This window comes from Comamonas granuli NBRC 101663, assembly GCF_000739995.1.
GTDB classification, from domain to species: Bacteria; Pseudomonadota; Gammaproteobacteria; order Burkholderiales; family Burkholderiaceae_C; genus Simplicispira; species Simplicispira granuli.
Genome location: NZ_BBJX01000010.1, coordinates 1 through 12,436, shown reverse-complemented (window position 1 = coordinate 12,436; position 12,436 = coordinate 1). Strand labels below are relative to the sequence as shown.

Below are 12,436 nucleotides of genomic sequence, written 5' to 3'. Positions count from 1 at the left end.
GCCTGCCTGGGATCAGACAGGGCGGGAGCGTCTGGGGTCAAATCCATCGCACCGGACAGCCGCCAGCGCATCCCGCACGCGGCGGGGATGCGCTGACTGGCGTGTCAGTCGGCGGCGGGCGTGTCCACGCCGCCGGCGTCGGCCGTGGTATCGGCGTCGTCGGAGGCAGTGATGCCCGCCATCTCGGCGGCTTCGGCCTCGGCGATGGCGCGGCGCTCGGCCTCGTCCATGGCGTCCTTGGCCTTGCGTGCCTGGTGGTAGGCCAGACCGGTGCCCGCCGGGATCAGGCGGCCCACGATCACGTTCTCCTTGAGGCCGCGCAGCTCGTCGCGCTTGCCCATGATGGCCGCCTCGGTGAGCACGCGCGTCGTCTCCTGGAAGGATGCCGCGGAGATGAACGAGTCGGTGGACAGCGACGCCTTGGTGATGCCCAGCAGCACGTTGGAGTACGTGGCGGGAATCTTGCCTTCGGCCTGCAGCGCCTCGTTGGTGTTGAGGATCTCGGAGCGCTCGACCTGCTCGCCCGCGATGTAGCTGGACTCGCCCGGGTTCTCGACCACGACGCGGCGCAGCATCTGGCGCACGATCACCTCGATGTGCTTGTCGTTGATCTTCACACCCTGCAGGCGGTAGACGTCCTGCACCTCATCGACGATGTAGCGCGAGAGCTCTTCCATGCCCAAGAGGCGCAGGATGTCCTGCGGGTCGGCCGGGCCGTCGACGATGTGCTCGCCCTTGTTGACCACCTGGCCTTCGTGCACGAGCACGTTCTTTTCCTTGGGGATGAGCTCTTCCCAGACCTTGCCGTCGGGGTCGGTGATCTGCAGGCGGATCTTGCCCTTGGTCTCCTTGCCGAAGGACACGGTGCCGGTGACTTCGGCCAGCGTGCCCTTGTCCTTGGGCGTGCGCGCCTCGAACAGCTCGGCCACGCGCGGCAGACCGCCGGTAATGTCGCGCGTCTTCTGGCCTTCGATCGGGATGCGCGCCAGCACTTCGCCGGGGCCCACTTCCTGGCCGTCGCGCACCTGGATCAGCGCGCCCACCTGGAAGCCGATGGTCACCGAGTGGTCGGTGCCGGGGATCTTGACTTCGTGGCCATTTGCGTCGATCAGCTTGACCTGGGGCTTGACCACCTTGGCCGAGCCGCGGCGCTTGGGGTCGATCACCACCAGCGTGGACAGGCCGGTGACCTCGTCCACCTGCTTGGCCACCGTGAGGCCTTCCTCGACGTTCTCGAACTTCGCCGTACCGGCGAATTCGGTGATGATGGGGCGCGTGAGCGGGTCCCAGTGCGCCAGCACGGTGCCGGCCTTGATCTGCTGGTCGGCCTTGACGGTCAGCGTGGCGCCGTAGGGCATCTTGTGGCGCTCGCGCTCGCGGCCGTGTTCGTCCTGGATGATGATCTCGCCGGAACGCGAGATGACCACCAGTTCGCCCTTGGAATTGGTCACGTAGCGCATCGTGGCGTTGAAGCCGATGATGCCGCTGGACTTGGCTTCCACGCTCGACGCGATGGCGGCGCGCGATGCCGCACCGCCGATGTGGAAGGTACGCATGGTCAGCTGCGTGCCGGGCTCGCCGATGGACTGGGCGGCGATCACACCCACGGCTTCGCCGAGGTTGATCAGGCCGCCGCGGCCCAGGTCGCGGCCGTAGCAGCGCGAGCACAGGCCGTAGCGCGTCTCGCAGGTCAGCGCGGTGCGCACCTTGACTTCGTCCACGCCCGCGGCTTCGAGCTCGTCGATCATGTCCTCGTCGAGCATCTGCCCGGGCTGGACCATGACGGCGCGCGTCTCGGGGTGCAGCACTTCCTCGGCGGCCGTGCGGCCCAGGATACGTTCGCGCAGCGACTCGATCACCTCGCCGCCCTCGACGATGGCGCGCATCAGCGCGCCGTTGGAGGTGCCGCAGTCGTCTTCGGTGACCACCAGGTCCTGCGTCACGTCCACCAGGCGGCGCGTGAGGTAGCCGGAGTTGGCCGTCTTCAGCGCCGTGTCGGCCAGACCCTTGCGGGCGCCGTGCGTGGAGATGAAGTACTGCAGCACGTTCAGGCCTTCACGGAAGTTGGCCGTGATGGGCGTCTCGATGATGGAGCCGTCGGGCTTGGCCATCAGGCCGCGCATGCCGGCGAGCTGGCGGATCTGGGCGGCAGAACCGCGGGCGCCGGAGTCGGCCATCATGTAGATGGAGTTGAACGACTCCTGGTCCACTTCCTTGCCGTGGCGGTCGATGGTCTTTTCCTTCTTCAGGTGGTCCATCATGACCTTGGAGATGTCGTCACCGGCCTTGCCCCAGATGTCCACCACCTTGTTGTAGCGCTCGCCCGCCGTCACCAGGCCGGAGGCGTACTGCTGCGCGATTTCCTTCACCTCGGCCTCGGCGCGCTCGATGATGGTCTGCTTCTCGGCAGGCACCAGCATGTCGTCCACGGCGATGGAGATACCGGCCTTGGTGGCCAGGCGGAAGCCGTTTTGCAGCAGCTTGTCGGCAAAAACCACCGTCTCCTTCAGGCCGCACTTGCGGAAGGAGGCGTTGATGAGCTTGGAGATCTCTTTCTTCTTGAGCGCCTTGTTGATGTTGGAGAACGCCAGGCCCTTGGGCAGGATCTCGGACAGCAACGCGCGGCCCACGGTGGTCTCGACCAGGCTGGTGGCGGGCTCGAACTCGCCGCTGGTCTTGCTCTTGTTCCACTCGGTCAGGCGCACGCTGATCTTCGTGGTCAGCTCGACCACGCCGGCATCCAGGGCGCGCTGCACCTCGCCGGTGTCGGCGAAGATCAGGCCTTCGCCCTTGCCGTTGATCTTCTCGCGCGTGGCGTAGTACAGGCCCAGCACCACGTCCTGCGAGGGCACGATGGAGGGCTCGCCCGAGGCGGGGAACAGCACGTTGTTGGAGGCCAGCATCAGCGTGCGCGCTTCCATCTGCGCTTCCACGGACAGCGGCACGTGCACGGCCATCTGGTCACCGTCGAAGTCGGCGTTGAAGGCCGCGCAAACGAGCGGATGCAGTTGGATGGCCTTGCCTTCGATCAGGATGGGCTCGAAGGCCTGGATGCCCAGGCGGTGCAGCGTGGGTGCGCGGTTGAGCAGCACCGGGTGCTCCTTGATCACCTCTTCCAGGATGTCCCACACCACGGGGGTGCCGGATTCGACTTCCTTCTTCGCCGCCTTGATGGTGGTGGCGATGCCCATGGCTTCGAGGCGCGAGAAGATGAAGGGCTTGAACAGCTCCAGGGCCATCAGCTTGGGCAGGCCGCACTGGTGCAGCTTCAACTGCGGGCCCACGGTAATCACCGAACGGCCCGAGTAGTCCACGCGCTTGCCCAGCAGGTTCTGGCGGAAGCGGCCGCTCTTGCCCTTGATCATGTCGGCCAGGGACTTGAGTGCGCGCTTGTTCGCGCCCGTCATGGCCTTGCCGCGGCGGCCGTTGTCCAGCAGCGAGTCCACGGCTTCCTGCAGCATGCGCTTTTCGTTGCGCGCGATGATCTCGGGGGCCTTGAGCTCGAGCAGGCGGCGCAGGCGCGAGTTGCGGTTGATGACGCGGCGGTACAGGTCGTTGAGGTCCGAGGTGGCGAAGCGCCCGCCATCGAGCGGCACCAGCGGACGCAGGTCCGGCGGCAGCACGGGCAGCACTTCGAGCACCATCCACTCGGGCTTGATGCCGGACTTCTTGAAGGCCTCGAGCACCTTCAGGCGCTTGGCGTTCTTCTTGACCTTGACTTCGGAGCCGGTCAGATCGCCGCGCAGCTTCTCGATCTCGGTGTCGATGTCGATGGATTCGAGCAGGTCGCGGATGCCCTCGGCACCCATCTTGGCCTCGAACTCGTCGCCGTACTCCTTGCGCTTGGCGTCGTAGTCGTCCTCGGTCATGATGCTGTACTTCTTCAGCGGCGTCATGCCGGGGTCGGTGACCACGTAGGCTTCGAAGTAGAGCACGCGCTCGATGTCGCGCAGCGTCATGTCCAGCACCAGGCCCAGGCGCGAGGGCAGGCTCTTCAGGAACCAGATGTGCGCGCAGGGCGCGGCCAGGTCGATGTGGCCCATGCGCTCGCGGCGCACCTTGGTCTGCGTCACTTCCACGCCGCACTTCTCGCAGATCACGCCGCGGTGCTTGAGGCGCTTGTACTTGCCGCACAGGCACTCGTAGTCCTTGATGGGGCCGAAGATCTTGGCGCAGAACAGGCCGTCGCGCTCGGGCTTGAAGGTGCGGTAGTTGATGGTCTCGGGCTTTTTCACCTCGCCGAAGGACCAGGAACGGATTTTCTCGGGCGACGCGAGGCCGATCTTGATGGCATCGAAATGCTCATCGGGCGTGAATTGCTTGAACAGGTCGAGTAGCGATTTCATGTGACTCTTTCCTTTTCGTCAAAAATCATAGCGGGCCGCGCTTGTTGCATAAGGCTTTGCGAATCAAATCATTCGCAAAGCCTTTCTAGTTAAGCGCTAGCAGCTCACTTTTTGTTAAACCTGCCCCGCTTCAGGAGCGCTCGAGTTCGATGTCCAGGCCCAGGGAACGGATTTCCTTGACCAGAACGTTGAACGACTCGGGCATTCCTGCCTCGATGGTGTGCTCGCCCTTGACGATGTTCTCGTACACCTTGGTGCGGCCCTGCACGTCGTCGGACTTGACGGTGAGCATTTCCTGCAGCACATAGGCGGCGCCGTAGGCCTCCAGCGCCCACACTTCCATCTCGCCGAAACGCTGACCGCCGAACTGCGCCTTGCCGCCCAGAGGCTGCTGCGTGACCAGCGAGTACGGGCCGGTGGAGCGCGCGTGCATCTTGTCGTCCACCAGGTGGTGGAGCTTGAGGTAGTGCATGTAGCCCACGGTGGTGGTGCGCTCGAACGGATCGCCGGTGCGGCCGTCGTAGAGCTGCGCCTGGGTGCGCGTGGCCGTCAGGCCCTTGGCCTTGGCGATGTCGTCCGGGTAGGCCAGCTTGAGCATGTCGCGGATCTCCTGCTCCGTGGCGCCGTCGAACACGGGCGAGGCGAACGGCACACCGCTGGTCAGCTCCTGGGCCATGGCACGCAGTTCGCTTTCGGGCAGCGCCGCCAGGTCTTCCTTGTGGCCGGTGCGGTTGTAGATCTGCTCCAGGAAGCCGCGCAGCTCGGTGCTGGCGGCCTCGCGCTGCAGCATGTCGCCGATGCGCTGGCCCAGGCCCTTGCCGGCCCAGCCCAGGTGCACTTCCAGCACCTGGCCGATGTTCATGCGCGAGGGCACGCCCAGCGGGTTGAGCACGATGTCCACGGGCGTGCCGTCGGCCATGTAGGGCATGTCCTCGACCGGGGTGATCTTGGAGACCACGCCCTTGTTGCCGTGGCGGCCAGCCATCTTGTCGCCGGGCTGCAGGCGGCGCTTGACGGCCAGGTAGACCTTCACCATCTTGAGCACGCCCGCGGGCAGCTCGTCGCCTTGCGTGAGCTTCTTGCGCTTTTCCTCGAACGCCAGGTCGAAGCTGTGGCGCGTCTGCTCCAGCGAGTTCTTGATGGACTCGAGCTGCGCGGCCACTTCCTCCTCGGCCGGGCGGATGTCGAACCAGTGGAACTTGTCCACGCCGTCGAGGTAGGCCTTGTCCAGCTTGGTGCCCTTGGAGAGCTTCTGCGGGCCGCCGTTGGCCACGCGGCCGATCAGGAGCTTTTCGATACGGTCGAAGGCATCGGCCTCGACGATGCGCAACTGGTCGTTCAGGTCCAGGCGGAAGCGCTTGAGTTCATCGTCAATGATCTGCTGCGCGCGCTTGTCGCGCTGGATGCCTTCGCGCGTGAACACCTGCACGTCGATGACCACGCCCTGCGAGCCCTGGTCCACGCGCAGCGAGGTGTCCTTCACGTCGGAGGCCTTCTCGCCGAAGATGGCGCGCAGGAGCTTTTCTTCGGGCGTGAGCGTGGTCTCGCCCTTGGGCGTGACCTTGCCCACCAGCACGTCGCCGGGCTGCACCTCGGCACCCACGTAGATGATGCCGGACTCGTCCAGGCGGTTGAGCTGCTGCTCCGACAGGTTGGGGATGTCGCGCGTGATTTCCTCGGCGCCCAGCTTGGTGTCGCGCGCCATGACCACCAGCTCCTCGATGTGGATGCTGGTGTAGCGGTCGTCGGCGACGACGCGCTCGGAGATCAGGATCGAGTCCTCGAAGTTGTAGCCGTTCCAGGGCATGAAGGCGATCAGCATGTTCTGGCCGATGGCGATCTCGCCCAGGTCGGTCGAGGCGCCGTCGGCGATCACGTCGCCCTTGGCCAGCTTGTCACCGCGCTTGACGATGGGACGCTGGTGGATGTTGGTGTTCTGGTTGGAGCGCTGGTACTTGATGAGGTTGTAGATGTCCACGCCCACTTCACCGGCCACGGCCTCGTCGTCGTTCACGCGGATCACGATGCGGGTCGCATCCACGTAGTCGACCACGCCGCCGCGCGTGGCCGTCACCACGGTGCCGGAGTCCACGGCGGCCACGCGCTCGATGCCGGTACCGACCAGCGGCTTTTCCGGGCGCAGCACGGGCACGGCCTGGCGCGACATGTTGGCGCCCATCAGTGCGCGGTTGGCGTCGTCGTGCTCCAGGAAGGGCACCAGCGAGGCGGCCACGGAGACGATCTGTGCCGGCGACACGTCCATGTACTGGATCTGGTCGGCCGTCACGAGCACCGATTCGCCCTTCTCGCGGGCGGAGATGAGTTCACCCGTCAGGCGGCCCTGGGCGTCGAGCACGGCGTTGGCCTGGGCGATGATGTACTTGCCCTCTTCGATGGCGGATAGGTAGTCGATCTCGTCGGTGACCTTGCCGTCGACGACGCGGCGGTAGGGCGTCTCGATGAAGCCGTACTCGTTCAGGCGCGCATACAGGGCCAGCGAGTTGATCAGGCCGATGTTCGGGCCTTCCGGCGTCTCGATCGGGCACACGCGGCCGTAGTGCGTGACGTGCACGTCGCGCACCTCGAAGCCGGCGCGCTCGCGCGTCAGACCGCCCGGGCCCAGGGCCGAGACGCGGCGCTTGTGCGTGATCTCGGCCAGCGGGTTGGTCTGGTCCATGAACTGCGACAGTTGGGACGCGCCGAAGAACTCCTTGAGCGCCGCGGAAATCGGCTTGGAGTTGATCAGGTCGTGCGGCATGAGCGGCTCTTGCTCGGCCTGGCCCAGGCGTTCCTTCACGGCCTTCTCGATGCGCGCCAGGCCGGTGCGGTACTGGTTCTCGGCCAGTTCGCCCACGCAGCGCACGCGGCGGTTGCCCAGGTGGTCGATGTCGTCCACCTCGCCGCGGCCATTGCGCAGGTCCACGAGGATCTTGACCACGGCCAGGATGTCCTCATTGGACAGCACCATGGGGCCGTTGGGGTCGTCGCGCCCGATCTTGGCGTTGAACTTCATGCGGCCTACGCGCGAGAGGTCGTAGGTGTCGGCGCTGTAGAACAGGCGCTGGAACAGGGCCTGCACGGCGTCCTCGGTGGGCGGCTCGCCGGGGCGCATCATGCGGTAGATGGCCACGCGGGCGGCAAACTCGTCCACCGTCTCGTCGATGCGCAGGGTCTGCGAGATGTAGGGCCCCTGGTCCAGCTCGTTGGTGTAGAGGCACTGCAGGTCCTGCACGCCAGCGGCGCGCAGCTTCTTGAGCAGCGCTTCGGTCAGCTCTTCGTTGGCCTTGGCCAGGATCTCGCCGGTATCGCCGTCGACGATGTTGCGTGCCACCACGCGGCCGATGAGGAAGTCCTCGGGCACGCTCACGTGCGTGGTGCCCGACTGCTCGAGCTCACGCGTGTGGCGCGCGGTGATGCGCTTGTCCTTGGCGACGACGACCTTGCCCGACTTGTCGGTGATGTCGAAACGGGCCACCTCGCCCTTGAGGCGCTCGGCGACGAATTCCATCTGCGCGCCCGAATCCATCAGGCGGAAGTTGTCGTTGACGAAGAAGTTCGCCAGGATGGATTCCGGGTTCAGGCCGATGGCCTTGAGCAGGATGGTGACCGGCATCTTGCGGCGACGGTCCACGCGGAAGTAGAGGATGTCCTTGGGGTCGAACTCGAAGTCCAGCCAGGAGCCGCGGTAGGGGATGATGCGTGCCGAGAACAGCAGCTTGCCCGAGCTGTGCGTCTTGCCCTTGTCGTGCTCGAAGAACACGCCGGGCGAGCGGTGCAGCTGCGAGACGATCACGCGCTCGGTGCCGTTGATGATGAACGAGCCCTTGTCGGTCATCAGGGGCACTTCGCCCATGTAGACCTCCTGCTCCTTCACTTCCTTGACCACCTTGGACTGCGCCGTGGAGGACTCGCGGTCATAGATGATGAGCTGCACCTTGGCACGCACGGCCGAGGCAAAGGTCAGGCCGCGCGTCTGGCATTCGCGCACGTCGAACGCCGGCTTGGCCAGGTTGTATTCCAGGAACTTCATCTCGACAAAACCGTTGTGCGAGACGATGGGGAACGCGGAATTGAATGCGGCCTGCAAGCCTTCGTTGGTTCGTTTTTTCGGCGGTACGCTGGCCTGCAGGAACGCGGTGTAGGCGTCCTTTTGCATCTGCAGGAGGTAAGGTACCTTCAGCACGCTGTCGCGGCTGCCGAAACTTTTGCGGATACGCTTGCGTTCGGTGAAAGAGTAGGCCATGAATTCTCCGGGCTAAGACTTGGGTCCTGGGTCTTCGACGACGGGACTGCGGCGGCGAGGCCGCAGGCTTGGCGGTTGGCCACTACCAACCATGGCGGACGGCGATGCCTTGCACATCGCCCGGACCAAGGCGCCTTCTGCTGTCGGGTGGGTCAGAAGACACTTGAAAACGGTTTGGGACTCTCCGTCGGCGGCCATCATCGGCATGCCGCCCAAGCCCGCTTTCAAGTGCGCTCTGGAAGCGCCAAAGGCTGGAGGCCCATTGCGAGCACTCCAGCCCTTGCACGAGGCCGAATTACTTGAGTTCGGCCTTGGCGCCGGCGTCCACCAGCTTCTTGACGGCCGCTTCGGCGTCAGCCTTGGCAATGCCTTCCTTGACGTTCTTGGGCGCGCCGTCCACCAGGTCCTTGGCTTCCTTGAGGCCCAGGCCGGTGATTTCGCGCACGGCCTTGATGACCGACACCTTGTTGGCGCCGGCATCGGTCAGCACCACGTTGAACTCGGTCTTCTCTTCAGCAGCCGGGGCAGCAGCGCCACCACCTGCAGCAGGAGCGGCCATGGCGGCAGCGCTCACACCGAACTTCTCTTCGATGGCCTTGACCAGGTCGTTGAGTTCCAGGACCGTCATGCTGTCCAGCGCGGTCAGAAATGCGTCTTTATCGAATGCCATTTTGATTTCCTAACAATTAGTTAACAGGTCGGTCAGCACGCTGCTCAGGCAGCAACGGCTTCGCCTTCGCCTTTTTTGGCCGCCAGCGCACCCAGCACCACGGCGGTGCGGGACATCGGCGACATCAGCAAGCCACACAGCTGGGCCAGCAGCACTTCCTTGGAAGGAATGTTGGCCAGTTGCTTCACGCCGTTGACGTCCAGGGCCTTGCCACCGAAAGCACCGCCGCGGATCACCAGCTTGTCGTTGGTTTTCGCGAAATCGGCCACCACTTTGGCAGCGGCCACGGCGTCTTCGGAGAAGCCATAGATCAGCGGACCGGTCATCTGGTCGGCCACCACGTCAAACTGGCTGCCGGCCACAGCACGGCGGGCCAGGGTGTTCTTCAGAACACTCAGGCTCACGCCCTTGCTGCGTGCATCGACGCGCAGTTTGGTCATGTCGGCGACCGTGATGCCACGGTATTCCGCAATCACCAGCGTTTGAGCTTTAGCGGCGAGGCTGGTCACTTCATTGATGACCGCTTCTTTCTCACTGCGATTCAGACTCAAGGTCTACTCCTTAAAATGTGCGCTCCAGGGCAGGCCCCTCGCGCACGCTCTTGTTGCAGCGACCAACTGTTGAGGAACGGATTCCATCTGCAGCGGGATCGCCATCTGCGCTGGCCCCTCGGGGATTAAGTGCCTTGCGGGCACACCAGCGGTCTTGGATGGCCCGATGCATTGCTGCACCGGCCCACCACCGAGGCGCCTTTGCAGGCGCCTCAAGATTCACGCCATCACGCCGCGATGGATTGCGTATCCACGCGCACGCCCAGGCCCATCGTGGACGACACCGCCACCTTGCGCAGGTACAGACCCTTGCTGGTTGCAGGCTTGGCCTTGTTCAGGGCTTCGATCAGGGCGGCGAGGTTGCCTTGCAGCTTGTCGTTGTCGAACGAGCGGCGGCCGATGGTGCTGTGCACGATGCCGGCCTTGTCGACGCGGAACTGCACCTGGCCGGCCTTGGCGTTCTTCACGGCCGTGGCGACGTCGGGCGTCACGGTGCCGACCTTGGGGTTGGGCATCAGGCCGCGCGGGCCGAGGATCTGGCCCAGCGTACCGACCACGCGCATGGCGTCAGGCGCGGCGATGACCACGTCGAACGGCATGTCACCCGCCTTGACCTGGGCAGCCAGGTCATCCATGCCGACGATGTCGGCGCCCGCCGCCTTGGCCTCTTCGGCCTTGGCGCCTTGGGCGAACACGGCCACACGGGTGGTCTTGCCCGTGCCGTTGGGCAGCACCACGGCACCGCGCACCACCTGGTCGGACTTCTTGGCGTCCACGCCCAGTTGCACCGCCACGTCGATGGACTCGTCGAACTTGGCCGTGGCCGCGTCCTTGACGATGACCAGCGCATCAGCCAGGGAATACAGGCGGTTCGAATCCACCTTGCCCTGCAGGGCTTTTTGCTTCTTGGTCAGCTTGGCCATTTACACACCCTCCACCGTCACGCCCATGGAGCGCGCGGAACCTGCAATGGTACGCACAGCCGCGTCGAGGTCGGCTGCGTTCATGTCTTTCATCTTGGTCTTGGCGATCTCTTCGAGCTGAGCGCGCGTGATCTTGCCGACCTTGCTCTTGAGAGCATTCGCGGAGCCCTTTTCCAGCTTGATCGCCTTCTTGATCAGCGTCGTGGCCGGAGGGGTCTTGATGATGAAGGTGAAGCTCTTGTCCGCAAACGCCGTGATGACCACGGGCAGCGGCAGGCCCGGCTCGACACCCTGGGTCTGCGCATTGAATGCCTTGCAGAACTCCATGATGTTGAGGCCGCGCTGACCCAGTGCCGGGCCGATGGGCGGAGAGGGATTGGCCTTACCAGCCGGCACTTGCAGCTTGATGAAGCCGACGATTTTTTTCGCCATGTGGATGACTCCTTGCGGGTGCGATCGCCTGGGCGTTGGGCCTCAGGCTCCCCGGGGTTGACGGCTCTTTCGCACAGCGCACCGAGCCGGTAAAGTGCGCAAGGACCTGCTGCGCTCAGGCAAAGATCAGGTTTTCTCGACCTGACCGAATTCCAGCTCGACGGGCGTGGAGCGGCCAAAAATCATGACCGATACACGCAGGCGGCTCTTTTCGTAATTGACGTCTTCGACCGTGCCGTTGAAGTCCGTGAACGGACCTTCCTTGACGCGCACCATTTCGCCGACCATGAATTCGATCTTGTGGCGCGGCTTTTCCGTGCCCTCTTGCATCTGGTGGACGATCTTCTGGACCTCATCCTCGGAGATCGGGGCCGGCCGGTTCTTGGCGCCCCCCACGAAGCCCGTCACCTTGCTCGTGTGCTTGATCAGGTGCCAGGTGTCGTCGTCCATGACCATCTCGACGAATACATAGCCCGGGAACAAGCGCCGCTCGGTGGTGCGGCGCTGGCCGTTCTTCATCTCGACGACTTCTTCCGTCGGCACGAGGATGCGGCCGAACTTGCCCTGCATGCCCGAGCGCACGATACGCTCGGTGATGTTGCGCTCGACCGCCTTCTCCATGCCGGAATAGGCATGGACGATGTACCAGCGCATGGCGGAGGACGATGCCTCGGCCGCCGCAGACGCTGCTGCACCCTGTTCCACGTCAGCGCTCATTTAGTTCCTCCAACCCAGAATCAGGCCGTACAAGACCCACTCCAGGGTTTTGTCCGTCAGCCACAAAAACAGGGCCATGATGACTACAAAGGCAAACACGTAGCCCGTCATCTGCACAGTCTCCTTGCGGCTGGGCCAGACAACCTTCTTGACCTCACGCCAGGCGTCGCGCGAAAAGGCCAGCAATTGCCGCCCCGGCTCGGACACCAGAAAGACACCGGCCGCCAGCGCCAGACCCGCCAGAAGGGCCGCCCACTGAACCCAGGCGCCCTGCTTGCCCAGCAGATAAAACCCCGCCACGGCAGCGACCACCAGCAGTCCGACGACTGCGAGCTTGGCTTTGTCCGAACCGCTGCTGACTGTTTCTACTTGTGAAGTGGCCATCACTGGCTGTCCTCTGTTTTCGGTGCCATTCAAGACACTGAAGCCCGCCAGGAGCTGGCGGGCTTGGTTTGCCACTAGCAGGTGGCAGGGGCAGTAGGAATCGAACCTACAACCTTCGGTTTTGGAGACCGACGCTCTGCCAATTGAGCTATACCCCTACGAACGAGTGC

8 protein-coding genes and 1 tRNA gene are annotated in these 12,436 nt (G+C 64.4%); all 9 read right to left on the bottom strand.

From position 1 onward, the window contains the following. Positions 1-104 precede the first annotated feature (104 nt). Positions 105-4,346: a DNA-directed RNA polymerase subunit beta' gene (rpoC, locus tag CGR01S_RS11385; protein ID WP_042426938.1), complete on the bottom strand. Its 4,242-nt coding sequence runs from the start codon at positions 4,344-4,346 to the stop codon at positions 105-107. A 130-nt stretch (positions 4,347-4,476) separates the two neighbouring features. Next, on the bottom strand, positions 4,477-8,589 hold the full coding sequence (gene rpoB / locus CGR01S_RS11380) for a DNA-directed RNA polymerase subunit beta (protein WP_042426935.1): 4,113 nt from the start codon (positions 8,587-8,589) through the stop codon (positions 4,477-4,479). Positions 8,590-8,884: 295 nt separating this feature from the next. Then, positions 8,885-9,259 carry a 50S ribosomal protein L7/L12 gene (gene rplL / locus CGR01S_RS11375; RefSeq protein ID WP_042426932.1) on the bottom strand — a complete coding sequence of 125 codons (375 nt, stop codon included), beginning with the start codon at positions 9,257-9,259 and terminating at the stop codon, positions 8,885-8,887. Between the two features lie 44 nt (positions 9,260-9,303). Then, positions 9,304-9,810: a 50S ribosomal protein L10 gene (rplJ, locus tag CGR01S_RS11370; protein WP_042426930.1), complete on the bottom strand. Its 507-nt coding sequence runs from the start codon at positions 9,808-9,810 to the stop codon at positions 9,304-9,306. Between the two features lie 227 nt (positions 9,811-10,037). Then, entirely contained in the window at positions 10,038-10,733 is a 696-nt protein-coding gene (gene rplA, locus CGR01S_RS11365) for a 50S ribosomal protein L1 (RefSeq protein ID WP_042426926.1), read from the bottom strand. Beyond that, a complete protein-coding gene (gene rplK, locus CGR01S_RS11360; protein ID WP_042426923.1) occupies positions 10,734-11,165 on the bottom strand; it encodes a 50S ribosomal protein L11 in 432 nt (143 codons plus the stop codon). A gap of 126 nt (positions 11,166-11,291) precedes the next feature. Then, positions 11,292-11,819 carry a transcription termination/antitermination protein NusG gene (gene nusG / locus CGR01S_RS11355; RefSeq protein WP_156967567.1) on the bottom strand — a complete coding sequence of 176 codons (528 nt, stop codon included), beginning with the start codon at positions 11,817-11,819 and terminating at the stop codon, positions 11,292-11,294. A gap of 63 nt (positions 11,820-11,882) precedes the next feature. Then, positions 11,883-12,266, bottom strand: a complete 384-nt coding sequence (secE, locus tag CGR01S_RS11350) for a preprotein translocase subunit SecE (RefSeq protein WP_042426917.1) — start codon at positions 12,264-12,266, stop codon at positions 11,883-11,885. 82 nt (positions 12,267-12,348) lie between these two features. Continuing rightward, positions 12,349-12,424: transfer RNA gene (locus tag CGR01S_RS11345), tRNA-Trp, on the bottom strand. Positions 12,425-12,436 lie beyond the last annotated feature (12 nt).

Bases quoted from the DNA above. Each gene is read 5' to 3' on its own strand.
- rpoC (WP_042426938.1), bottom strand. From the start codon at position 4,346: ATGAAATCGCTACTCGACCTGTTCAAGCAATTCACGCCCGATGAGCAT.
- rpoB (WP_042426935.1), bottom strand. From the start codon at position 8,589: ATGGCCTACTCTTTCACCGAACGCAAGCGTATCCGCAAAAGTTTCGGC.
- rplL (WP_042426932.1), bottom strand. From the start codon at position 9,259: ATGGCATTCGATAAAGACGCATTTCTGACCGCGCTGGACAGCATGACG.
- rplA (WP_042426926.1), bottom strand. From the start codon at position 10,733: ATGGCCAAGCTGACCAAGAAGCAAAAAGCCCTGCAGGGCAAGGTGGAT.
- rplK (WP_042426923.1), bottom strand. From the start codon at position 11,165: ATGGCGAAAAAAATCGTCGGCTTCATCAAGCTGCAAGTGCCGGCTGGT.
- nusG (WP_156967567.1), bottom strand. From the start codon at position 11,819: ATGCGCTGGTACATCGTCCATGCCTATTCCGGCATGGAGAAGGCGGTC.
- secE (WP_042426917.1), bottom strand. From the start codon at position 12,266: ATGGCCACTTCACAAGTAGAAACAGTCAGCAGCGGTTCGGACAAAGCC.